The organism is Halomicrobium sp. HArcel3 (genome assembly GCF_058933135.1).
Map to the genome: position 1 here is coordinate 256696 of NZ_JBZYDN010000001.1, position 22854 is coordinate 279549.

The following is a 22854-nucleotide window of genomic DNA, read 5'->3' on the forward strand; positions in this document are numbered from 1 at the left end:
ATCGCCGCGTACTGCCCATCCAGAGACCGTCAGATCCGGCGGGCCGGCTACGTGGGCCGCTCGTGTCGTCTGAACTACTGGTGCCGGAAAGTATATGACATGCCATGCCATACCACATTCCGACGCCCAAATGTCGAACCACGCACCCAGTGGAGAAACGGACGACGCGATAGAACTGACGTCGGAACCACAGTTGCCCGATGCGATCCAGTCCACGGAGACGTACCAGACCGACGAGGGGACAGTATTCTACGACGCCCAGAATCCGCTTGCGTGGCTCCAGACCGACGCCGCCGTTCGCCTGAGCGACCGGGCGTAGGCGAACGCCTTTTGCGGCCGCCCGCTAACGACGACTCGTGAGCCAGCCGGACGACGAGCGCGACGACCGAAACCTCGCCCAGCAGTACGCCGATGAGTACGGCGGCCCCGACCACGACGCGTCGCTGCTCTCCGAACCAGCTGACGAGGACCTCCCCGGCCCGGATCCGCCGTCGCCCACGGGCGCCGGCGAGGTGGACCCGGAGATACGGAACCTGTTCTGGCGCCTCGTCCTCGTGTTCAACGTCGCCATCGCGGCGCTCGCGCTCGGCCCGATGCTGATCTACTTTCGCGGCGCGCTGGAACTCGGCCTGCAGGTAACCGCGGGCGGCGCCCTCACGTTCGCGTATGGGGTTTTTCGCTACCGTCGGTTCCGTGCGACGGACGACGAAGCGCCGGAACGCAACGGCTAACCCTCGCGAACGGATACGTCGCGTTATGCGAACGGTCCGGGACGCCGACGGCGCCCGCTATCTCCTCCTGAAGGAGTCCTCGGAGTCGAGCCGCGTCCGCGACCCCGAAACGGGCGAGGAGCGCCACGTCCCGAACGACGAACTCGAACCGGTCGACGGCGAGTCGCCCCTGGAGACGGCTGCGAATGCCTTTCCCGAGGCCGCCCGCCGTCTCGTCACTGCCGTTCCGGACCGCCGCGCCCTCGGCCTCCTCGTCGAAGTCGACGACCGTGGGCCGCTCGACGTCCACGTCCTCCTCGACGCGTACGACCTCTGCGAGAGCGACCTCCACGGACTTCTGGCGGAGTTTCGCGCCGCCGGGCTCGTCGAAGAGACCGACGTCGCCGGCCGTCGCGGCTACCGGATCACCGACGAGGGCCACGACGCGCTCGCACGACTGCGGGACTAATCGACCCGTTTGACAGGCCGTCTCGACCCTAGTCGGCCAGTTCGGCGACGACGCCGGTCTCCACGTGTTCGACCGAGGACCGGTTGGTCGTCGAGTCTTTTGCCACCCGCACCAGGTCGTCCGCCGCGCCGACGAGTTCCTCGTCGTGGCTCACGACGACGATCTGTTCGACGCCGACGTCGTCGCGCATGTACTCGATCATGTCGAGTAACTGCGTGACGTGGCCCGAATCGAGGAACACCGTCGGCTCGTCGAGGATGAGCGGCGGCATCGGGGCCGCGCCATCGATCCCTTCCGCGAGCAGCCGGTAGATCGCACAGCGCAGGCTCAGGTTGAACAGCGCGCGCTCGCCGCCGGAGAGCTGTTCGGGGTCGAGCGCCTCGCCGTCCTTCTGGTAGACGGTCAGCTGGTACTCGCCGTCCAGTTCGATGCGGGCGTAGGAGTCGTTCTGGTAGACCAGGTCGAAGGTCTCGTTGACCATCCGTTCGAGGGTCTCGACGTTACGCTGGCGGAGCTCCGCCCGCAACGTGCCGTACATCTCCTGGAGGTCGTCGGCCTCCTCGTACAGCGATTCGAGCCGTTCCAGTGTTTCCGAGAGCTCCTCGCGCCGTTCCCGCAGCCCTTCCAGTTCCTCGATTTCGTTCTCGACGGCGCCGACCTGGCTCTGTAGCTCCGACCGGCGCTCCCCCAGTTCCTCCAGTCTCGCGTCGGCCTTCTCGACGTACTCGGTCGCCCGGTCGCGTTCACTCCGGGCCTGCTCGACCTTCTCGTCGTCGAACTGCTCGGCCAGGTCTTGCTTCCGCTCGCGCTTGTCGGCCAGCCGCTCCCGGCGCTCGTCGTTGATCTCGCCCTTCTGGTCGTGCTGTTCGCGCAGCCGTTCGAGCGCCTCCTCCAGGGTCTCGACCTCGTCGAGCAGTGTCGAAACCCGTTCCAGCCGATCGATACGCTCCCGTACCTCCTGGCGTTCCTGGTTGCACTCGGCGACGACGCTCCGGCACGCTTCGGCCGACTCCTCGGCCTCGGCGGCGGCCGCACGCTTCTCCTCGGCCGTCGACTCCAGTTCCTCGGCCTCCTCGCGGAGCCGTTCGATGGCCTCCTCGTCGTCGCCCAGGCCGGATTCCTTCTCCTCGACGAGCGTCTCGACCGTCTCGCGGTTCGTCTCCAGCTGGTCGAGCTTCGTGGCGGTCTCGGCGAGAGCCTCGGCGCGTTCGAGCTTCGCTTCCAGTTCGTCGCGCTCCTCGGCGGCAGATTCGAGTTCCGCCTCCAGTTCCGCGATACGCTCTCTGTCCTCGTCGATCGTCTCGACGTGGGGCGAGCCATCGACGTCCTGGCCGCACTCGGGACACTTCCCCTGGTCCCGGAGTCGTTCCGCCTCTTCGAGCGCCTCGCGTTCGTTCTCGAGCGTCGTCTCCAGCTCCGTGACGGTCTGGCGCGCTTCGTCGAGTTCGCTCGCCACCGCCTCGCGGTGCTCGCCGACCGACTCCCTGTCGGGGGGCGCGTCGTCGAACTCGGCCGATAACGTCTCGACCTTCTCGTCGAGGGAGTCGAGTTGCGCCCGTTTCTTCTCGATCTCCTCGCGTGCCTCGGCCAGTTCGGTCTCGGTGTCTGCGGCCTCCTCGCGCTTCGCGTCGGCGCGCGATTCGAGGTCCTGGGCCTGTTCGCCCAGCGACTCGGCCGTGCTGTTGTGTTCCTGGGCCTCGACGCTCTGTTCCTTGATCCGCTCCTGGAGGTCGTCGTCGGTCGCCTCGAGTTCGTCGATTTTCGTCTCGACCGTTTCGGGGTCGGCCGCCTCGACGTCGCTCTCGGCGACGGCGTCGTCCAGTTCGTCGCGCTTCTCGGAGAGCGTCTCCCGGCGGTCGCGGATCCGCTCGTTCAGTTCGTCGCGTTCCTGTTCGGTCTCGGCGATAGTGTCCAGGAGTTCCGCTATCTCTGCTTCGAGTTCGTCCAGTTCCTCCCGCTTCTCCTCGTACTCTTCCAGAACTGACGCGGCGTCGTCGCGAGTCTGGACAGCCTGTTCGCGCTGTTCCTCGATGCGCTCTCTCTCCGCGGTGACCTCGTTGACCTGGCCGCCGAGTTCGTTCAGTCGCTCGTGGAGCTCTTTGTCCTCCTTGGCCTCGATCTGTTGATCGAGATTTTCGAGGACGTCTCGCTTTCCGTCTCGGACTCGTTTCACGCCGACGCGAGCGTCGCTGGCGCGCTCGCGGTACTCCTCGAGTTTCCCGAGCTGGAGGAGGTCGTCGAGCATGTCCTGGCGCTCGCCGGGCGAGGCGTTGATCAGCTTGTTGACCTCGCCCTGGCGGACGTAGGCGCAGTTGACGAACGCCTCGTGGTCCATCCGGAGCAGGTCGGTGACCCGCTGGCGGACGGCGCGCGCACCCTCGTAGGTTCCCTCTGGCGTCTCGAGAACGGCCTTCGCCGTGACGGCGCGCTCGTCCCGGACGCGAACCCGCCGTTCGACGTGGTAGTCCCCGCCAGCGTGGGTGAACCACAGTTCGACCTCCGCGTCTTCGGCACCGATGGAGACGACGGCTTCGAGCGTCTCGTCCAGCGCCTTGGACCCGTAGAGCGCGAAGAAACAGGCCTCCAGCAGCGACGACTTGCCGCTCCCGTTGAGTCCGTGGATGACCGTGACGCCGCGGTCGAGGCGGAGGTCGGCGTCGGCGTAGCACTTGAAGTTCTCCACCCGGACGCGCGTGAAGCGCATCAGGCCTCACCTCCCGTCGGACAGCGGGTCACGGGATTCCGGATCACAGGTACTCCTCCATCGAAGACTGGCCGTCCCCGGCGTCGGGTTCCGGTCGCGTCTCGTTGGTCGACTCTGAATCGTCGGCCGCTTCGTCGGCTGGCGAACTCCCGTCGCTTTCGGTACCGCCATCTGCCTCCGCGGCGGTCGCCACCTGTTCGGCCGCGGTCGACCCGTCCACCCCGGCGTCGGTTTCCGTGGCGTCTCCGCCCTCGGCGACGGCCCCTGCTTCCTCGTCGCCGGATTCGACTTCTTCACCCGCAGGCGCTGGCGCCGCGTCGAACACCGACAGGTCCTCGTCGTCGACGAGCTCCCGGACGTGTGATTCGACCTCGTCGGCGACGTTCGAGTCGGCGACTTTCGAGGCCCGGATGGTCTCGTCTATGTCCCGGGCGGCCTCGCTGAGGCCCAGTTCGCGCACGCGCTCGCGGACGGCGTCGTCGGGGTCGGCGAAGTTCACCTCGACCTCGCGGTCGTCGGCCAGTTCCCGGTGGTCTGTGACACGGGCGACGAGGGCCCCTTCCTCCAGGGCGAACTCCTCGACGCTGGCGGGGGTGACTGGTTCGCCGTCGCCGTCGACGTGGACGATGACGACGGCGTCGGTCAGGTCGTACTGACCGACGGCCTCCCGGACGCGGGAGACGCCCTCGTCTTCGGCCAGGTCGACCTCGCAGAAGACGAACTCGCGCGTGTCCAGTCCGCGGCGACTGATCTGGACGTCGTCGTCTAAGGTGACGATATTGTACCCCCGGTCCTCGCGTTCGTCCGCGCTCGCGCGCTCGGTCGACCCGCAGTAAGTGAGCCAGGTGTCCGCGACCTGGGCCGTGTCGGGGACGTGGTCGTCCCCCAGCAACATCGCGTCGAAGTCGATGCTCGCGCCGTCGAGGATCTCGGTGGCGTCCCAGTTGCCGTGTTCGAACGGCTGGAACAGCCCGTGGGTCACGAGCGCCGCGAAGTCGGCGTCGTGGTCCTCGAACGAGTACGCGAGGTCGTCACGTTTCGACCGCGGGACGAAGTCTAGCCCGTAGAAGGCGGTGTCGCCGAGTATCACCGGGTCGTCGCCAAGTCGCGTGGCGAGGCCGAGCGACTCGAAGAGGTCGAGCCACTGGGCGTCGCGCTTTGCCTCGTGGTTGCCCACGACGGCGAGAAACGGAATGTTCGCGTCGTCGAGGTTCCGCAGCACGTCGAGCGTGCCCATGATGTCCGACAGCGTCGGGCGTCGATCGTGGAAGAGGTCCCCGGCGTGGACCACCGCGTCGACGTCGTCGGCGACGGCGTCGTCGACCACCTGCCGGAACGCCGCCAGAAAGTCCCGCCGGCGTTCGGGGACGTGGTACTGCTGGTACCCGAGGTGGGTGTCGCCGGTGTGTATCACCCTCGTCATTCGCTCGGGCCTAAGTCACCACTTCCTAAAGAGGTTCCGTGACCGGGGTGGAAGTGGTCGGCGTCGGCCACCTCGTGGTCGTCGCTGCTATCCCAGTTCGTTTCGCTCGCGCCGGTGCCATCGGCGGCCTCCCTGAACTCGCGAAACGCGGCGAGGGCGCGCTGACCGTCCTCGGCGCACGCGCTCACGGACTGTTCCGCTCGCTCGACGGCGCGTTCGAGTTCCTCGACGCCGTTTTCTTCGACGAACTCCGCCGCCGCGTCCAGGTCGTCGACGGCGGCGTTCGCTCGCTCGATCGTTTCGCGGTACGTTCCCGGCTGCTCGTCCGAGCCCGAGACATCGACCGTCTCGGACTCAGAATCGACCGAGTGCGCCAGGTTCGCGAGTGCTCGTCGGACGGCGTCGTCGGACATGAAGCGAGTTGGCGCGTGATCACTGAAAAAGGTTCGTCGACGGATGCGGGTCGGCGGATTCTCGTGGCGGCGGGCTGGTCACTCGATGGTTTGCGCGGTCACTCGATCGTGAGCGTGTAGATGCGCTTGCGTGCGTCTGCGAAGGAGAACCGCGAATCGACGACGCCGACGTCTTCGAGCCGGTTCAGCGCGTAGCGGACGGTCCGCGGCGGGAGGAGCGTCTCGTCGGCGAGCTGGCTCTGGGTGAGCGTACCGTCGTACTCCAGTACTTTCGCGACGAGTTTCGCGCTGGGAGGTAACTCTTGGACGGCGCTCCAGTCGGCCTCGGCGGGCTCCGCGTCGGCGGTCGTCGCCTCGGGTGCACTCATGGTACTCTCCCGTACCGGATACAGCCTAATAATATTTCCCGTTCGAATTTATGACTGTTGGGAATGTTGCGGTAATATTCTCGCGCGCTGGCTCGTTCCTCGTCGGCCCTTCGAACCGGCGATAGCGCAACTGTCGGCCGATGACCCGACCCGAAACCTCATAATGGCTGACCCGCTAGCGAGGGGTAATGACTGACACCGTCGACGACGTGGATATGCCGTACGAGGACGACACGTCGCAGCAAGAGAAAATCGAGTCACTCCAGGAACGTCTCGAGGTGCTGGAGGGGCAAAACGAGGAGATGCGCGACAAGCTCCTCGACGCGAACGCGGAGAACAACAAGTACCAGCAGAAGCTCGAGCGGCTCACCCACGAGAACAAGAAGCTCAAGCAGTCGCCGCTGTTCGTCGCCACCGTCCAGGAGATGACCGACGACGGCGTCGTCATCAAGCAACACGGCAACAACCAGGAGGCCCTGACCGAGGTCACCGACGAACTCCGCTCGGAGCTCGAACCGGACAGCCGCGTCGCCGTCAACAACTCCCTCTCTATCGTGAAGTCTCTCGACGACGAGACGGACGTGCGCGCCCGGGTCATGCAGGTCGACCAGAGTCCCGAGGTCACCTACGCCGACATCGGTGGCATCGAGGAGCAGATGGACGAGGTCCGCGAGACCGTCGAAATGCCGCTGGAACACCCCGAGATGTTCGAGGACGTCGGCATCGACCCGCCGTCGGGCGTCCTCCTCCACGGCCCGCCGGGCACCGGCAAGACGATGCTCGCCAAGGCCGTCGCGAACGAGACGGACGCGACGTTCATCAAGATGGCCGGCTCCGAACTCGTCCACAAGTTCATCGGCGAGGGCTCGAAGCTCGTCCGCGACCTCTTCGAACTCGCCCGCCAGCACGAGCCCGCCGTCATCTTCATCGACGAGATCGACGCCATCGCCGCCAAGCGGACCGACTCCAAGACCTCTGGCGACGCAGAGGTCCAGCGGACGATGATGCAACTGCTCTCGGAGATGGACGGCTTCGACGAGCGCGGTGAAATCAGGATCATCGCCGCCACCAACCGCTTCGACATGCTCGACCGGGCCATCCTCCGGCCCGGCCGCTTCGACCGCCTCATCGAGGTCCCCAAGCCCGACTACGAGGGCCGCGTCCAGATCTTCAAGATCCACACGCGCAACATGAACGTCGCCGACGACGTCGACTTCGAGGTCCTCGCCGACGAGGCCGGCGAGGTCTCCGGCGCCGACGTCAAGGCCATCACCACCGAGGCCGGGATGTTCGCTATCCGCGACGACCGCACCGAGGTCCAGATGGACGACTTCCGGAACGCCTGGGAGAAGATCGAGGCCGAAGAGGACGAGGACGAGGACGTCTCGAAGACCTTCGCCTAACGACCTTTTTCGTCGTCGGGTTCGAGTCGCGGCTTCGCCGCGATCGAACCACTCCTCGAAAAACGTCGGGGAAAAAGACGGAAGCGCCTTCGGCGCTTCCGGGGAAACTGCGCCTCACTCCGTTCGGCGCAGTATGCTTACCCAACCTGTACGCTCTCTTCTGGAGACCCACAACTAAGGCCTATCACGGGTAACTACGAGTATGCCCAGTGTCACTGAGCAGTTCGACCACCCATCGTGGCTGACGGCCGTCGCGACGGCCGCCGGCTACGGACTGATCTTGCTCGTCCTGTTCGTGCTGCTGTTCCTCGTTCCCTACGTGCTCATCTGAAACGGAAATCGCTCCTTAGCTGGTCGCGTTGTACGTCACCTGGACAGTCGCCCGGACGGTGACTGGACCGCTGTCTATCTGGGTGCCCGAGGCTTCGAGCGGGGCCACGTCCTGCGAGGCGAACGGCTGGGGCCCCTCGGAACTCGTCGAAATCGAGCTGACGCTGGTTAGCTGGAGGTCTTCGGTCGCGGCGAGGGTCTCGGCCTGGGTTCGGGCGCTCCCCATCGCTTCTTCGAGGGCCTGGTTCCGGAGGTCGGCCTGGGACTCCTCGGAGAGCGTGAACTCGACGTTGCGGACGCCGGTCGCGCCGCTGGCGACGGCGACGTCCACGAGTTCGCCGACGCGGCTGGTGTTCGTCACGTCGACGGCGATCCCCTGCTGGGCGACGTATCGGGTCTGGTTGGGCGTCTGCTCGGGCCCACCGCGATCGGAGGCGTCGTAGAGGTTGTAGTCGGTCGTCCGGATCTGGTCCTCGGAGACGCCAGCGTCGAGGAGTGCGTTCCGCAGTCGCGACGTGTTTGCGGCGAGGCGGTCGGTGGCGGTCTGGGGCTCCTCGGCGGTCGCGGCCGATTCGAGGTGGAGGACCGCGACGTCGGGTTCGGCCTGGACGTCGCCGGCGGCCGAGACGGAGATCGTCGTCGTCGAGTCGGTCGCGTTCCCGGCCTGGGCGGTCTGTGCCTGGGGTTCCGGCGCGACCGCGACGGCCGTCATCGCCCCCGCGAGGAGGAGGACGAAGACGACGCTGATCGCCGACCGGTGCGCTGATTCCATAGTCACACGTCCGGCGCATCCGGTTTTGTTATGCGTGGCCAAGTCCGATGGGCCGGTTCTCGCGCTCGGGAGGTTCGACCGAAAGCGAACGGAAGTAGCGGTAAGCCGAATCTACGCGCCCGATTCCCGTCGCCGGAGCCTCCTACATTCCCATGTCGCTGGCGGCGTCCGGGACGGGCAGCGCCGTCGGGTCGACCCCGAGGAGTTCGCCGGCGTGGTCCAGCGCCATGTCGAAGCCGTAGTAGCGTTCGAGTTCGTCGCCGTCGGCCGTCGGTCGCACCTTGAGCATCGCGTACCCCTCGCGGTTCTGCGCGATGGCGGCGGTGCCCGTCGCGCCGTCGCCGTCCCCCTCGAACGCCAGGACGCGCTCGGTGTCGGTCTCGTAGTAGCGGGCCGTCACGCCGTTCGCATTCGCCTCCGCGTCGGTCATTGCGTGGGAGTTCGACGTCGGGGGAGTGAAAGCTGTCGGTCCGCGGCCGAGGACCCGACGCAGGAGTAGAAGACTTTTCACCCGACGTGGGCAGATATCATCCGAGAACCTTTCCGTGACCGAACGAACGACTGCCGGTTCGTCGACGCTCGCCCGGGTTCGCGACGGGCTCGAACGCCGGTTCGGCGTCGACCCCAGAGCCCTCGCCGCGTTGCGCATCTCCCTCGGGACGCTGCTGTTACTCGACCTCGTCCTGCGAGCGCGCGACCTCACGACCTTCTACAGCGACGTCGGCGTGTTCACGCGGACGGCCCTGGCCCGCCAGTACCCCACCATGGGCTCGGTGTCCATCCACACCATCTCCGGTGAGGTCTGGGTGCAGGCCGTCCTGTTCCTGGTTGCCGCGGCGTTCGCGACGGCCGTTCTAGTCGGCTACCGGACTCGTCTCGCCACGCTCGCCTCTCTCGTTTTCCTCGTCTCCATGCACGCCCGCAATCCGATGGTCCTCAACGCCGGCGACGTGCTGTTCCGCAGGCTGCTGTTCTGGGGACTCTTCCTCCCGCTCGGTGCCCGGTGGGCGATCGACGCCAACACCGTGGCCAGTGCCGACACCGACGACGATGGAGGTGGGTGGATAGCGACCGTCGCGACTGCGGCGTTGCTGGTGCAGGTGGTGCTGGTGTACTTCGCCAACGTCGCGTTCAAACTCCGGACGGACGCCTGGACCCGGGGAGAGGCCATCCGGTACGTGTTCGAACTGGACCAGTTCACCGTCGGCCTCGCCTCCGTCGTCGCGCAGTACCCGACACTGCTCGAACTCGCCGCGCTGGGCTGGTTCGCACTGCTCTGCATCTCGCCGCTGCTCCTCGTCGTCACCGGCCGGGCCCGACTCCTGCTAACAACGCTGTTCGCGTCGGGACACGTCGGCATGTTTCTGACGATGGACCTGGGTATCTTCCCGCTCGTCTCCCTCACTGCGTTACTCCCCTTCCTTCCCCCGTCGGTATGGGACCGCGTCGAGGCGGCCACCGAACCGGTGTGGACGCGCCTCCGGACTGGCCTCCCCTCGGTCGACCCCCGTCGTGTGGAACTCCCCGTCGGACAGCGGGCGCGAGCAGCGCGCTCAGTGTTTCTGGCTGGATTGCTGGCGTCGATGCTCCTCCTCAACGCTGTCGCCGTCGGACTCGTCGACGCCCCGGCGAGTACACCCGAGGCCGTGGAGGACCGGTCCTGGAACATGTTCGGGAATCCGCCGGAGTCGGAGAGCTGGTACGTCGCGCACGCGACGTTCGACTCGGGACGCAACGTGTCCGGTCACGTCTCGGCGGCCCGCTGGGGCGGGCCACTGGACGGTCGCGACAGGTATCCGCGCGGACGCTGGCGGAAGTTCACCTCGAACGTCGACAGGGGAGACGACGACCAGTTAGTGGCAGCGCTGGGGCGAGACGTCTGTCGTCGCTGGTCCGCCAGCGGTGACGAGCAGGTTCGCGCCGTCACGCTCGAACGCGTCGACGAGGAGTCTGTGCTGGATGGCCCGGACCGGCGCACGAGTACCGTCGTCTGGCGTGGCGACTGCTGAGGTCGGCGCCGGCCGACGGGAAGCGCAAGGAACTACTGGCTCTGCTGCCTTCGCTCGTCCATGACCAGGTGGCTCCAGAGCGGGCGGCGGCGGGACGTGTGCGTCTTCCTCGCCGACGAGGGCGAACTCGCGGGACAGAAGCTCAAAACCCGCCTCGAACGCCACTACGACACACGCATCGACCCGAAGAGCTTCTACGGCGCGCTCTCCGCGCTCGTCGATTCGGGATTCGTCGAGAAACACGAGGACGGCATCGCGGACGTGTACGCGCTCACGGACGCGGGCGAACGCCGCGTGCGCGAACACTACGAGTGGATGGGCGAGCACCTGGACGAGTAGGGCCACCGACCGACGAATGACTTTTCACGGGCCTCCGTGACGGACGGCCATGGGACGGAGACGGGCAGCTATCTACGGAATCACGGACGCAGCGCCGTTCGCTATCGGTCTGGCCATCGTCGTGTGGAGCGTCGGCGAGATGTTCGCACCGGGTCGATTGCTGATAATCGCGCTCCTCCTCGGCGCTGGCGTCGGGGCGCTCCTGGCGACGCTCAGCGCGAGTCGGTACGTCGCCGACGGAACGCGGTTCTGGCTGGTCAGGGCGACCGTTGACGCGTTGCTCTGGTTGCCCTGACCGGAGGTTTTTAAGAGGGGACGCACCAGCCGACCCATGCGAATCGTAACTCCACTCGATCGGCTTCTCCAGCTGGGCGGCGACGGCGTGACGATGCTGTTCTGGTTGCTGACCGTCGTCGTCGCGCTCGCGTTCGTGCTCACCGACGTTCCGTGGGCCATCTCGTCCGGGATGATCGGGACCGGACTGACGATATACTGGATCCGATACCGGAACATCACGATCTCGGAACTGCTCACCTAGATACGGTCCCGGCCCGTTCTCGCCGGTGGGCACGATGAGGACGTGGCCGTCACTCCAGCAACTGGTCGGCGATGGTGTTCCGCAGGACTTCGCTCGTCCCCTCGTAGATCTCGTTGAGCTTCGCGTCACGGTAGAACCGCTCGGCGGGGAAGTCCTTGGTGTAGCCGTAGCCGCCGTGGATCTGGATGCCCTCGTTGGCGACCTCGCGGGAGATCTCCGAGGCGTAGAGTTTGGCCTGGGCGGCCTCCTTCACGAAGTCTTCGTCGCGCATCTTCAGGTCCGCCGCCCTGTGCATCAGCATGCGCGCGGCCTGGAGTTTGGTGTCCATGTCGGCGAGTTTGTGCTGGATGGCCTGGAAATCGCTGATAGGCTGGTCGAACTGCTCGCGCTCCTGGGCGTACTCCAGCGCCGCGTCGAGGGCAGCCTGAGCGATGCCGACGCCGCGCGCGGCGATGGTGATCCGCCCGCCGTTGAGCGTCTTGAGCGCGTGGACGAACCCCCGTCCCTCCTCGCCGAGGCGGCGGTCCGCCGGGAGTCGCATGTCGTCGAATCGCAACTCCGCCGTCGGACACCCCTTGTCGCCGAGCTTGTGTTCGGTCCCCTCGACGTGGAAGCCGTCGTCCTCGTCTGGCCGCACGAGGAAGGACGAAATCCCCTTGTTCCCCGCCTCGGGGTCGGTCTTGGCGAAGAGGACGACTGTGTCCGCGACGGAGCCGTTGGATATCCAGAGTTTGCCGCCGTTCACGATGTATTCGTCGGGGTCGCCGTTACCGCCGTCGCCACCGACGGGCTCAGCGGTGGTCTCCATCGCCGGTACGTCGCTCCCCGCGCCCGCCTCGGAGAGGGCGAACGCACCGACCTCCTCGCCGTCGGCTAGCGGGACGAGGTACTCCTCTTTCTGTTCCTCGTCGCCGAACTCGTAGATCATGTTACAGGCCAGGGAGATGTGCGCGGCGACGATGGTGCCGAGGCCGCCGCTCCCCCGCGATATCTCTTCGAGCGCCATGGCGTAGGAGTGGTAGTCCAGCCCCGCACCGCCGTACTCCTCGGAAATCGGCATCCCCATCAGCCCGAGGTCGGCCATCTGGTCGACGAGGTCCCGTGGGAACTCGTCGGTCTCGTCGATTTCGGCCGCTCTGGGGACGACCTCCTCGTCGACGAACTCCGTGACCATCTCCCGGATCTGTCGCTGTTCCTGCGTCGGCGCGAAATCCATGCTAGCAGGTCTCGCGGGACGGGCCTTGATTGTTCGCCTACGATCTATGGATGGTGGCTCCGAGAACGACGGAATCGGCCACAACTACAACCAGAAAGCCCCGCCCGTCTCACCTCCCGCGGCTCGTTGTCGTCCGAAAATCGAAGATTTTCGTGATGAGCGTGGGACTCGAAGAGTCCCACGAACCATGCGAACGGGCGCTTCGCGCCCGTGAGCAGATGACGAGAGAGCTCCGCTCTCTCGAACCACGCGCGCTCACTCCGTTCGCGTGCTTACTTCGCCGGGGTTCGGTGAGACGGCCGCCCCTTTCATACCACCCGGTTCGGCTGGGAAGTCCGGAGAAAGGGGTGGGACTGAATGGGGCCGGTCTCTCCGGGAAGGACGACGACGTAAGCACTGAACGAACGGAGTGAGTGAGGCGCGCAGCGAGTCGCCCGACCGGAGAGACCGGGGGCTTTCTGGCTGTGGTCAGGAGTTACGACGTCGGCGGTAGCGCATCCCCGAGAAATCTCTTCTAGTCGTACTCGTAGAACCCCTTCCCAGTCTTCTTGCCGAGGTCGCCGGCCTCGACCTTCCGCTTCAGGAGATAGGCGGGCTTGTACCGGTCGCCCAGTTCCTCGTGGAGCGTCTCGGAGGCGTGGAGGCAGACGTCGAGGCCGACGTGGTCGGCGAGTTCCAGCGGCCCCATCGGGACGTTCGTTCCGAGTTTGAGCCCGCGGTCGACGTCGTCCTTCGTCGCGACGCCCTCGTCGAAGGCGCGGATGCCCTCGTTGATCCAGGGCATCAGCACTCGATTCACCACGAAGCCGGGCTTGTCGTCGGACTCCCATGTCTCCTTGTCGAGGGACTCCGTGAACTCGTGGGCCGTTCGGAGCGTCTCCTCGCTGGTCTTCTCGCCGTCGACGACTTCCACGCCGGGCATGACCGGGACGGGGTTCATGAAGTGGAGGCCGACGACCTGTTCGGGGCGGACGGTGGCCTCGGCGATGCTCGTTATCGAGAGGGTGCTGGTGTTGGTCGCCAGAATCGCGTCCGGGCCACAGACGTCGTCGAGGTCGTCGAACACGTCCCGCTTGACGTCCATCGACTCGACGACGGCCTCGATGGCCAGGTCGGCGTCGCCCAGGTCCTCGGTCTCCGTCGACCCGTCGATCCGGTCCCGGGCGGCGTCGGCCTCCTCGCGCGTCAGTTCCTCCCTGCCGACCAGTCGGTCCAGGCTGTCGTGGATCCGGTTGAAGCCGGCGTCGACCGGGTTCGATTCGACGTCGACCATCGTCACGTCGTATCCGGCCGTCGCGGCGACCTGTGCGATGCCGGCGCCCATCGTTCCCGCGCCGACGACGCCGACGGTCCGGATGCTGTCGACTTCACTCATGCGCGAATGGTCGTTCGCCTGTCGTATAGAGGTGCCGTCGAACGAGCACGCAGATCGGCCGCGTGAATTGCTACCACGAGACCCGCTCCGTCCGGGGATATTGGCAATTCCTGCCTCGCCTGACGCGTATTGACTCGCTTCGTAGTAAATGTCAGTAACAAAATACTTGGTCGGTCGCCGAGAACCGACACCTGATGCGGCCCATCGACGACACCCCACTGGCTCGGGACGGCAAAGTGCTGATTCTCGCGTACGACCACGGCATAGAACACGGCCCGGTCGACTTCGAGGAGCGCCCGGAGAGCGCCGACCCGGAGTCCATCTTCCGGACGGCCACACACGACGCGGTCACCGCACTCGCAGTCCAGAAGGGACCCGCGGAGGCGTACTACCCCTCCTACGAGGACGACGTGACGCTGCTGGCGAAGCTCAACGGCACGTCCAACATGTGGATGGGCGAGCCGGACTCGTCGGTCACCTGTTCCGTCGAGTACGCGGCCACCCAGCTCGAGGCCGACGCCATCGGCTTCACGGTGTACCCCGGCTCCAACAAGGAGACGGAGATGGTCGAGGAGTTCCGCGAGGCCCAGGAGGCTGCCCGCGACTACGACATGCCCGTCGTACTGTGGTCCTACCCGCGCGGTCAGGGTCTCAAGAACGACACCAAGGAGAGCACTATCGCCTACGCCGCTCGCCTCGGACTCGAACTGGGCGCCGACGTGACGAAGGTCAAGTACCCCGGCTCCCGCCAGGGGATGGAGCAGGCGGTTCAGATGGCCGGCAAGTCCAAGGTCATCATGAGCGGCGGATCCAAAGTTTCGGACGAGGCGTTCCTGGAGAGCGTCCGCGCAGTGATGGACGCCGGCGGCGCTGGTCTCGCCGTCGGGCGCAACGTCTGGCAGCGCCAGGACCCCGAGAGCCTGCTCGACTCGCTCGAACGCGTCATCTATAAGGACGACACCGTCGACGCTGCAATTCGATGAGCGGCTCGCTCGACGTCTCCGGCGACCGGACGGATTCGACCGTCGACGCCGTCGTCGAGACCATCGCGGAGACGGCGCCCGACGTCCGGACGGCCATCGCCGAGTACCGCCAGTACACGGCGGATTCGAACGCGACCGGCGACCAGCAACTGGCCGCCGACGTCCGCGCCGACGAACTGTTCGAGGACCGCCTGTTGGCCATCGACGGCGTCGCGAGCTACGCCAGCGAAGAGCGCGAGGACGTCGTCACGGACGGGCCCGACGACGTGGCCACCGACGAGGGCGACCTCCACGTCGCCATGGATCCGCTCGACGGTTCGTCGAACCTCAAGCCTAACAGCGGCATGGGCACGATCTTCGGCGTCTACGAGACCCAGCCGCCGACGGTCGGTCGAGATCTGGTCGCTGCGGGCTACGTCATCTACGGCCCGGTCACGAGCATGGTCGTCGCCCGCGACGGAAGCGTCACGGAGTACCTCCTCCACGACGGCGAGTCCCGCGTCGTCGACCACGACGTCACCATCCCCGACGACCCGACAGTGTACGGCTTCGGCGGCGGCGAACCCAACTGGACCGTCGCGTTCACCGAGTACGCCGACGAGGTCCGCGAGGAACTCAAACTCCGCTACGGCGGCGCGATGATCGCCGATATCAGCCAGGTTCTCACCTACGGCGGCATCTTCGCGTACCCCGCGCTCCGCGACGCCCCCGAGGGCAAACTGCGCCTCCAGTTCGAGGGCCAGCCGATGGGCTACGTCGTCGAGACGGCCGGCGGTCGCTCCTCGAACGGCGAGGAGTCGCTGCTGGACGTCGAACCCGACGGACTCCACGAACGGACGCCGCTCTACGTCGGGAATATCGCCCTCGTCGACCGGCTCGAAGCGGTGCTCGACTGACTCTCTCCCCCGTTCCAGCACAGTATTTTCCGGTCAGTACCCCAGGTAGATAGCGAGCGCCTTGAGCACGCCGTAGGTGCCGACGACGAGACCGATAACGCCGGTCAGAATCGTCCCGACCAGCCCGTCTGGCCAGAGGGCCAGCGGGTTCGGTATCGGGACGTCGAACCCACCGGTGGAATCGTTCTCGCTCCCGTTGGCTTCCTCGCCGGCACCGTTTCCGTCGTTCGAGAGCAGGCCGCCCCCGCTTTCTTCGGTGGGCGTCTCGTCCCGCGTGACCACTCGAAGGTCGCCAGCGACGGTGCCGTTCACGCTGACGGTCCCGTCGCTGACAGCGCGCGTGGCGAAGGAGACCGACCTCGTCTCGCCCGCGTCGACCGTCACTTGCCGCGTGTCGACGACCTGGGAACCCACCGACAGTCCCGCGAGGAACGAGCCCTGCTCTGTCCCGTCGTTCGCGAGCGTCACTTCGACGACGACGTACTCCCCGAGGGGGACGGCGTCGCGGACGAGGCGTGCGTCGGCGACGCGAACGTCGCCTCCGTCACCCCCGTCGCTGTTCGCCGCCGCTCCGTCGCTGGCCTCCCAGTCGCGTTGGGCACCCGACGCGCCGACGACGAACGTCGACAGCCCGGGGGACTCGGCCTCGTAGACGACCGTCGACTTCGTCGCCCGGACGACGTCGGTAGGGAGTTCGGTCCAGTTCCCGTCGTCGCGGTACAGCGCGACGTCCGAGTAGGAGATGCCGGCCCGGGAGAGCCGCGATGCTGAAACGGAGAACCGGAACGTCGGGTCCGCGACGCTCTGGTTGTCGTGCTCGATGGCGACGGACGTGAGCGCCTCGCGTCCCGTCGCGGACTCGAACCCGGTCGCCGTGGCGTTGCCAGAGACGTTGAGGCGGAGCGTCTCGTCGGTCGGGAGCGTGACGCGGAGCGAGCGCACCGTCACGTCGTCGTCGCCGGCGAGACGGCCGTACTCGTCGGTGATCCGGACGCGTTCGTCCGTTCGATTCGAACTCACGACGACGCGGTGGGCGCTGTCGTTCGTCGTCGTGACGCCGACGCCGCGCTTGCTCGGAGCGTCGTGAACCGTGACTGACCAGTTCGCCGTATTCGCGTTCCCGCCCTCGTCGGCGACGGTCAGTCCGACCTGGTGGGTCCCGGGTTCGTCGAAAGCGTACTCGAAATTGCTTCCGTTGCCGGCACTCTCGCCGTCGACAGTCCACTCGTAGCCAGTGACGCCGACGTTGTCCGTGCTCGCCGACCCGTCGAAGCGGGCGCGATCGCCGGCTTCGAAATGGTTGGGACCGTCTATGTCCGCGGTCGGGACCGTGGCGTCCCGGACGAACGTCTCTGCCGTGGTGAGGTTGACGAAGAGACCTGATTCGTCCTCGAGCGAGGTCACCTCGACGGTGTAGACACCGTCTTCGGGAAAGTGGACGGTCCGCGCGTGGGGGACGCCGAAGACGTTGTCGTCGACGGCGCGGAAGTCGGCCCTGCTCAGATTCGCCGCCGTCGGGCCGCGGATCTCGACGGCGAGTCCCGTCAGGGGTTCGTTCGACCGGGCGACGATCTTCGCGGCCGACTCGTTGACCCGTTTGAGCCTGAACTCCCGGAGGAAGGGGAGTCGGCTGTCCATGCCGGTGACGGTGACCGAGTCGTCCGCGAGCGCGTTCCCGGCGGCGTCGGTGACGTCGCCGTCGGCAGGACTCTGGACGGTTACTGTGTCGGTGTTGATCCCGGACTCGAGGAAGAGTTTCACCGTCGCGTTCGATCCGCTCTCGCTGACGTTGATCGACGCGAGGTCGCCGTCGCTGAGCGAGAAGTCCTCGACGTCGATAGAGCCCTCGTCGACGTCCGTATCGTCCGCGACGGTGACCTGCATCGTCGTGGCGTTGACCCGCTCTCCGCCGGCCAGCGTCGGCGGACTGTCGTCCGACTCCTGGGCGACAACCGGACTCGCCAGTAGTAGCGAGAGTACCAGCACCGCGGCGACGGCCATGACCGCGAGTCGCGCTCGCCACCGCTCGCTGGGCAAGGCAGACGGCGCCGTCGCGGGGGACGAGGAATTCACTACCCCGCTGTTTCCCACCCCGTAGCATCAATAACCCGGCGCGATTACAACTGGTGATAACCGGGAGCGGTCGCGGAGGGGACAAACGTTGTTACAGCCCCGTTCGTGGTACGTGGTATGAAGGTGCACATCGCGGCCGGGGCGAGCGAGGACGAGGCGTCGGCCATCGCCGCCGCAGTCGCGGAACACGTCGGGGAGCCTGTCGAGGTGTTCGTCGGCGACGCCGAGGAACCCGCCGTCGTCCACGAGGTCGACGCGTCTCCAGCGGCTGACGGGCACGCTTCCGAACCGAGTGATGCTCCCGGCGAAACCGGGGAGGAACTCGGGCCGACCGACCGCGAGCGCCGCCTCCGCGACGAAATCGCCGACATCCACCGCGGTGGCCCGGAGAAGTATCGGGAACGCCTGAGCGAGCAGGGGAAGCTGTTCGTCCGCGACCGCCTCGACCTGTGGTTCGGAGGCGACGGGACGGGCGAGGAAGATCGGGAAGACGGCGTCCACTTCGAAGACGGGACGTTCGCCAACTTCGATAGTTGGCACGAGGATTCCCCGTCAGTCGAAGAGGCCGATCCGGACACCCGGCTCCCCGCCGACGGTCTGTTGACAGGCGCGGCCACCTTCGAGGGCAGGGACCTGTTCTTCATGGCCAACGACTTCACCGTCAAGGCCGGGTCGATGGCCGAGAAGGGCGTCGAGAAGTTCCTCCGGATGCAACAGCGGGCGCTCAAGAACGGGAAGCCGGTCCTCTACCTGATGGACTCCTCTGGCGGGCGCATCGACCAGCAGCGTGGCTTCTTCGCCAACCGCGAGGGCATCGGGAAGTACTACTACAACCACTCCATGCTGTCCGGGCGGGTGCCACAGATCTGCGTCCTCTACGGCCCCTGCATCGCCGGCGCGGCCTACACCCCCGTCTTCGCCGATTTCACGGTGATGGTGGAGGGGATGTCGGCGATGGCCATCGCCAGCCCGCGGATGGTCGAGATGGTAACGGGAGAAGAGATCGACCTGGACGAACTCGGCGGCCCCGGGATTCACGCCCGCCACTCCGGGAGCGCCGACCTGGTCGCCGAGGACGAGGAGCACGCCCGCGAACTGGTCGCGAAGCTGATCTCCTACCTCCCGGACAGCGCCGGGGAGTCACCGCCGAAGACCGACGGGACCGATCCAGCGAAATCGCCAGCGGGCATCGACTCGGTCATCCCCGAGGCGCCGAACAAGGGGTACGACGTCCGGCGAGTTATCGACCGGGTGGTCGACGCGGACTCCGTCCTCGAACTCCGCCCGGAGTACGGAAGCGAGATACTGACGGCGTTCGCCCGCATCGACGGTCGCCCGGTCGGCATCGTCGCCAACCAGCCGAACCAGCGCGCCGGCGCCATCTTCCCGGACGCCGCGGAGAAGGCCGCCCAGTTCGTCTGGACCTGCGACGCCTACGACGTCCCCCTGCTGTACCTCTGTGACACGCCGGGGTTCATGGCCGGCTCACAGGTCGAGAAGGAGGGCATCCTCGAACAGGGGAAGAAGATGATCTACGCGACGTCGTCGGCGACTGTCCCGAAGCAGTGCGTCGTCCTCCGGAAGGCCTACGGCGCCGGCATCTACGCCATGTCCGGGCCGGCCTACGACCCGGAGGCGACGCTCGGGCTGCCGTCGGGCGAAATCGCTATCATGGGCCCCGAGGCGGCCATCAACGCCGTCTACGCGAACAAATTGGAGGACATCGAGGACGACGAGGAACGGGAACGCCGCGCGCAGGAACTCCGGGAGGCGTACCGCGAGGACATCGACGTCCACCGGATGGCCAGCGAGGTCGTCATCGACGAAATCGTCCCGCCGAGCGACCTCCGGGCCCAGCTGGCGGCCCGGTTCGAGTTCTACGAGACCGTCGAGAAGGACCTGCCCGAGAAGAAACACGGGACGGTCATCTAACGGGGCGCTGGTCGTCCGCTAGTCACCGTCCGTCGCCGCGTCGTACTCCTCGCGGGTGACGCTGTAGCGGTGGACGTCGGCCGGTTCGTCGCCGTAGACGAGTTCGTTCCGGATCTGTCCCTCGTAGGTACCGCCGTGGGCTTCGACGTACTTCTCGATGGCGCGCCTGGATTGCTCGTTGTCCACGTGGCAGGTGACGCCGACGACGTCCAGGTCGAGTCGCTCGAAGGCGAGTTCGAACAGCGCCGCCGCGCGCTCGCCGGAGTAGCCCCGGCCCCAGAACCGCTTGCGTAACCACACGCCGAGCGTGCCGCGACGGCGCTCCCAGTCGACGTCGAGGGCGGCGCCGCCGGCGATTTCACCGGCGCCCTCCTCGCCCTCTCTCGGTCGGATCAGGTAGGCGGCGCCGTCACCGTCCTCGCGCTCCGCGGTGACCGTCTCGATGAACGCCAGGGAGTCCTTCGGCGTCTCGTGGGGGTTCCAGGTGAGATACCTGGTTATCTCGTCGATGGCCGGTTCGTGCCGCGAGGCGATCCGATACAGTGTTAGCGGGTCGACAGTACCGGTCGTCAGCGCTTCGAGTTCCAGGCGGTCGGTTTCGATGCGTTGCGGGAAGAGTTCGTCCATGGTTCGACGTCGGGAGACCGGCTCTTAACGGTACTCCGGCCGTGCTATCGATTCTCGTTCGCCGGGGCGACGTGGGAAATAACAGGTAGCTTTTTGATATATTGCGCCCACGTCTCCGGTGGACCACGGTGCACCTGGTGGGAACGGTGAATGGTGGTCCGTCGCAGGAATGGACGCACGCAACACGTCGGAGTCCCCGGTGACGAACTGGGCCGACTCACTGACGGAACGGGTGGTGGCGTCCGGCGTCGACCGCGGGGAGATCGAGCGACACCTCTGGCTCGTCGTCGTCTTCGCGCTGGTCGCGGACGTGCACCTGACGCATCTCGGACTCCAGTACGGCCTGACGGAGGGCAATCCGGTCGCCCGGTGGGCGATCGCCGCGGGGGGCATCGAGACCCTCGCCCTCGGCAAGGTGGCCGTACTCGGCATCGCCGCGCTCGTGCGGTGGCGGCATCCACAGCACGGGCCGGTCATCCCGCTCGGACTGGCGGTCCCCTGGCTGACGGCGGTGGCGCTCAACGCCGTCACGCTGGCGTAGGGCCCCGCGTCCGGGCATCGCTGTGAAAAATCCGGTACTGGCGAGACTCCCGAATCGGGACTCGCCCGCCGGTCTCCCTGGCCGTTACCGCATCGCTTCGAGGCTCTGGACGACCGACACCGGTGCAGTTATCCACTGGCTCAGCTGGTCGTATCCCGTCACGTCGTCGGGAGCGATGGTGTACGTCGCCGATCCGTCGGACTCTTCCTCGACGTACCCGATCAGTTTCGGCGCTTTTCCGTCCAGTTCCCGGTGGCGTATCGACATAGTCTGGCCCCTCTATCTGTTGCTGGGACGTACGCGGTGTTATAGCTGACCGCCGATTCTTAGCCGGTGAGAATTGGGCGAATATCTGGCCCTGTTCCGGTCACTCGGTGCGTTCGGGGAGGCCCATTCCCGCCAGTACGATCGCCGTCGCGCCGACCGCGAGCGCGACGAGGCCGGGGACGAACGACCCCGTGACGTCGCGAAGCGTGCCGACGAGGAACGGGCCGGCGAACCCGCCGAGTTCGCCGACGGCGAAGATCAGGCTGACGGCAGTGGCGGTCAGTGCCGGGCCGACGTCCTCGATCTCCGTGGGGATGGCCCGGATCAGCGGCGAGACGCCGCCGACGGCCGCGCCGGCGACGAGCACGGCCGCGCCCGCACCGACGACGCTCTCGGCGACGACGAGCCAGCCGACGCCAGCGGTGGCGGCGACGCCACAGCCCACGACCGCGGGGCGTCGCCGGCCGAGTCGGTCCGACGCGGGCGGGATCACCAGCGTCCCGGCGGCCTGGCCGACGACGAACAGCGTGGCGACGGTGGCGGCGAGGCTCGGGTCGAGGCCACGTGACTCGAGGATGGTCGGCAGCCATCCCTGGAGGCCGTGAGAGAGGAGGAGGTAGGCCGTCCCGACGACGACGAGCAGTCGCATCGCGCGGTGGGCGAACACCCGGGCCACGTCTTCCCGGACGGACCTGAGCGAGAACGCCGACTCGGTCCCCTGGTCGTAGGGCGTTCCGTGCTCGCGCGCGTGCCACCAGGCGACGGGGACCCAGACCGCCAGGAACGCGAGCGAGACGACCGCCAGGACGCGAAACGTCGGTCGCCAGCCGCCGAGCATGGGTCCGAGAATGCCGCGACCGACGCTGTAGGCGGCGGCGATGCCGGCGTACGAACCCAGCAGGTACACCGTCGACATCGTCCCGAGCAAACGCGGGGGGAAGACGCCGGCGACGAGCTTCGGCAGGCCGAAGGTGATCGCCGTGGCGCCGATGGCCAGCAGCACCGTCGTCGCCAGCATGTCCGGGAAGCCGACGGTGAACGACCGGAGGAGCTGGGCGACGCCGAAGACCGCGAGGGCGGCCGCGATGCCGGTCCGCGCGCCGATGCGGTCCAGGACGACCCCGGTGAGCAACGAGAGGGGGACGTACGTCAGCGGTATCGCCCCGACGAGCGCGCCGGCCTGCGCGCCGGTGAACCCGAGCTGGTCGCTGATCGGGTCGAGAAACGCTGCGAGCGCGAACCAGTTTGCCATCAGGAGCAGGTAGCTGACGCCGCCCAGCACGACCAGCGCGTAGGAACTGGGAGCCACGGCGTCTCCGTGTTCGGTCCCGTCTCCGCGATCCATCTACTCCGGAGTCGGGTGATCGGCGCAAAGACTCTGTCGGCCGGTGCCGCAGGGGTAGGCCCGGTCAGTCCGCTCGCTCGGACAGCACCGTTCGCTCGAAGGAACAGACCACCTCGTCGTC

Annotated in this window: 25 protein-coding genes; 13 read left to right on the top strand and 12 right to left on the bottom strand. The window is 66.9% G+C overall.

Going from position 1 to position 22854, the window contains the following annotated elements; genetic code table 11:
• Window positions 1-130: 130 nt before the first annotated feature.
• From AC5FRV_RS01290 to AC5FRV_RS01300, 3 genes are read left to right on the top strand one after another with little or no spacing between them, the layout of a single operon-like run.
• Window positions 131-319, top strand: coding sequence for a DUF7331 family protein (locus AC5FRV_RS01290; RefSeq protein WP_089816806.1), 189 nt, complete (start codon window positions 131-133; stop codon window positions 317-319).
• A 37-nt stretch (window positions 320-356) separates the two neighbouring features.
• Window positions 357-731 (top strand): DUF7322 domain-containing protein, encoded by a 375-nt coding sequence (locus AC5FRV_RS01295; protein WP_493559317.1) that lies wholly within the window; start codon window positions 357-359, stop codon window positions 729-731.
• A 25-nt stretch (window positions 732-756) separates the two neighbouring features.
• On the top strand, window positions 757-1179 hold the full coding sequence (locus tag AC5FRV_RS01300) for a DUF7346 family protein (protein ID WP_493559318.1): 423 nt from the start codon (window positions 757-759) through the stop codon (window positions 1177-1179).
• A 28-nt stretch (window positions 1180-1207) separates the two neighbouring features.
• On the opposite strand, the gene rad50 is transcribed toward AC5FRV_RS01300, so the two are convergent.
• From rad50 to AC5FRV_RS01320, 4 genes are all read right to left on the bottom strand, one after another.
• Window positions 1208-3883: a DNA double-strand break repair ATPase Rad50 gene (gene rad50 / locus AC5FRV_RS01305; protein WP_493559319.1), complete on the bottom strand. Its 2676-nt coding sequence runs from the start codon at window positions 3881-3883 to the stop codon at window positions 1208-1210.
• Window positions 3884-3926: 43 nt separating this feature from the next.
• On the bottom strand, window positions 3927-5306 hold the full coding sequence (gene mre11 / locus AC5FRV_RS01310; RefSeq protein WP_493559320.1) for a DNA double-strand break repair protein Mre11: 1380 nt from the start codon (window positions 5304-5306) through the stop codon (window positions 3927-3929).
• A complete protein-coding gene (locus tag AC5FRV_RS01315; protein WP_493559321.1) occupies window positions 5303-5719 on the bottom strand; it encodes a DUF7966 family protein in 417 nt (138 codons plus the stop codon). The genes mre11 and AC5FRV_RS01315 overlap by 4 nt, the downstream gene beginning before the upstream one ends.
• A gap of 98 nt (window positions 5720-5817) precedes the next feature.
• Complete coding sequence (locus AC5FRV_RS01320; RefSeq protein WP_089816811.1) at window positions 5818-6087, bottom strand: winged helix-turn-helix transcriptional regulator; 270 nt, start codon at window positions 6085-6087, stop codon at window positions 5818-5820.
• Between the two features lie 188 nt (window positions 6088-6275).
• On the opposite strand from AC5FRV_RS01320, the gene pan1 reads away from it, so the two are divergent.
• Window positions 6276-7490 carry a proteasome-activating nucleotidase Pan1 gene (gene pan1 / locus AC5FRV_RS01325; RefSeq protein ID WP_493559322.1) on the top strand — a complete coding sequence of 405 codons (1215 nt, stop codon included), beginning with the start codon at window positions 6276-6278 and terminating at the stop codon, window positions 7488-7490.
• Between the two features lie 202 nt (window positions 7491-7692).
• Window positions 7693-7821 carry a hypothetical protein gene (locus AC5FRV_RS01330; RefSeq protein ID WP_493559323.1) on the top strand — a complete coding sequence of 43 codons (129 nt, stop codon included), beginning with the start codon at window positions 7693-7695 and terminating at the stop codon, window positions 7819-7821.
• A 15-nt stretch (window positions 7822-7836) separates the two neighbouring features.
• Here the strand turns inward: AC5FRV_RS01330 and AC5FRV_RS01335 are convergent, their stop codons facing one another.
• A complete protein-coding gene (locus AC5FRV_RS01335) occupies window positions 7837-8592 on the bottom strand; it encodes an SIMPL domain-containing protein (RefSeq protein WP_493559324.1) in 756 nt (251 codons plus the stop codon).
• Between the two features lie 142 nt (window positions 8593-8734).
• Window positions 8735-9022, bottom strand: a complete 288-nt coding sequence (locus tag AC5FRV_RS01340) for a DUF7111 family protein (RefSeq protein ID WP_493559325.1) — start codon at window positions 9020-9022, stop codon at window positions 8735-8737.
• 115 nt (window positions 9023-9137) lie between these two features.
• Here AC5FRV_RS01340 and AC5FRV_RS01345 point away from each other — a divergent pair, with 115 nt between their 5' ends.
• Genes AC5FRV_RS01345 through AC5FRV_RS01360 form a run of 4 tightly spaced genes read left to right on the top strand, consistent with a single transcriptional unit; the run spans window position 9138 to window position 11478 of the window.
• Complete coding sequence (locus AC5FRV_RS01345; protein WP_493559326.1) at window positions 9138-10601, top strand: HTTM domain-containing protein; 1464 nt, start codon at window positions 9138-9140, stop codon at window positions 10599-10601.
• A gap of 60 nt (window positions 10602-10661) precedes the next feature.
• Window positions 10662-10940 carry a helix-turn-helix transcriptional regulator gene (locus AC5FRV_RS01350; protein WP_493559327.1) on the top strand — a complete coding sequence of 93 codons (279 nt, stop codon included), beginning with the start codon at window positions 10662-10664 and terminating at the stop codon, window positions 10938-10940.
• Window positions 10941-10989: 49 nt separating this feature from the next.
• A complete protein-coding gene (locus AC5FRV_RS01355; RefSeq protein WP_493559328.1) occupies window positions 10990-11235 on the top strand; it encodes a hypothetical protein in 246 nt (81 codons plus the stop codon).
• Window positions 11236-11271: 36 nt separating this feature from the next.
• Entirely contained in the window at window positions 11272-11478 is a 207-nt protein-coding gene (locus AC5FRV_RS01360) for a hypothetical protein (RefSeq protein WP_493559329.1), read from the top strand.
• Between the two features lie 49 nt (window positions 11479-11527).
• Here AC5FRV_RS01360 and AC5FRV_RS01365 read toward each other — a convergent pair whose 3' ends face one another.
• A complete protein-coding gene (locus AC5FRV_RS01365; protein WP_493559330.1) occupies window positions 11528-12694 on the bottom strand; it encodes an acyl-CoA dehydrogenase in 1167 nt (388 codons plus the stop codon).
• Between the two features lie 514 nt (window positions 12695-13208).
• Window positions 13209-14069: a 3-hydroxyacyl-CoA dehydrogenase family protein gene (locus tag AC5FRV_RS01370; RefSeq protein ID WP_493559331.1), complete on the bottom strand. Its 861-nt coding sequence runs from the start codon at window positions 14067-14069 to the stop codon at window positions 13209-13211.
• Between the two features lie 194 nt (window positions 14070-14263).
• On the opposite strand from AC5FRV_RS01370, the gene AC5FRV_RS01375 reads away from it, so the two are divergent.
• Entirely contained in the window at window positions 14264-15052 is a 789-nt protein-coding gene (locus tag AC5FRV_RS01375; RefSeq protein WP_493559332.1) for a class I fructose-bisphosphate aldolase, read from the top strand.
• The gene (locus AC5FRV_RS01380) at window positions 15049-15948 is read left to right on the top strand and encodes a class 1 fructose-bisphosphatase (protein ID WP_493559333.1); all 900 of its coding nucleotides are present in this window, start codon (window positions 15049-15051) and stop codon (window positions 15946-15948) included. The genes AC5FRV_RS01375 and AC5FRV_RS01380 overlap by 4 nt, the downstream gene beginning before the upstream one ends.
• Before the next feature lie 33 nt (window positions 15949-15981).
• Here AC5FRV_RS01380 and AC5FRV_RS01385 read toward each other — a convergent pair whose 3' ends face one another.
• On the bottom strand, window positions 15982-18021 hold the full coding sequence (locus tag AC5FRV_RS01385) for a PKD domain-containing protein (protein WP_493559334.1): 2040 nt from the start codon (window positions 18019-18021) through the stop codon (window positions 15982-15984).
• Window positions 18022-18138: 117 nt separating this feature from the next.
• On the opposite strand from AC5FRV_RS01385, the gene AC5FRV_RS01390 reads away from it, so the two are divergent.
• Window positions 18139-19953 (top strand): acyl-CoA carboxylase subunit beta, encoded by a 1815-nt coding sequence (locus tag AC5FRV_RS01390; protein WP_493559335.1) that lies wholly within the window; start codon window positions 18139-18141, stop codon window positions 19951-19953.
• An 18-nt stretch (window positions 19954-19971) separates the two neighbouring features.
• Here the strand turns inward: AC5FRV_RS01390 and AC5FRV_RS01395 are convergent, their stop codons facing one another.
• Window positions 19972-20580 carry a GNAT family N-acetyltransferase gene (locus AC5FRV_RS01395; RefSeq protein WP_493559336.1) on the bottom strand — a complete coding sequence of 203 codons (609 nt, stop codon included), beginning with the start codon at window positions 20578-20580 and terminating at the stop codon, window positions 19972-19974.
• A gap of 169 nt (window positions 20581-20749) precedes the next feature.
• On the opposite strand from AC5FRV_RS01395, the gene AC5FRV_RS01400 reads away from it, so the two are divergent.
• A complete protein-coding gene (locus tag AC5FRV_RS01400; RefSeq protein WP_089816826.1) occupies window positions 20750-21121 on the top strand; it encodes a DUF5658 family protein in 372 nt (123 codons plus the stop codon).
• An 84-nt stretch (window positions 21122-21205) separates the two neighbouring features.
• On the opposite strand, the gene AC5FRV_RS01405 is transcribed toward AC5FRV_RS01400, so the two are convergent.
• Both AC5FRV_RS01405 and AC5FRV_RS01410 read right to left on the bottom strand, forming a co-directional pair.
• Window positions 21206-21388: a DUF7511 domain-containing protein gene (locus AC5FRV_RS01405; RefSeq protein WP_493559337.1), complete on the bottom strand. Its 183-nt coding sequence runs from the start codon at window positions 21386-21388 to the stop codon at window positions 21206-21208.
• A 100-nt stretch (window positions 21389-21488) separates the two neighbouring features.
• Entirely contained in the window at window positions 21489-22733 is a 1245-nt protein-coding gene (locus tag AC5FRV_RS01410) for an MFS transporter (RefSeq protein WP_493559338.1), read from the bottom strand.
• Window positions 22734-22854: the final 121 nt, after the last annotated feature.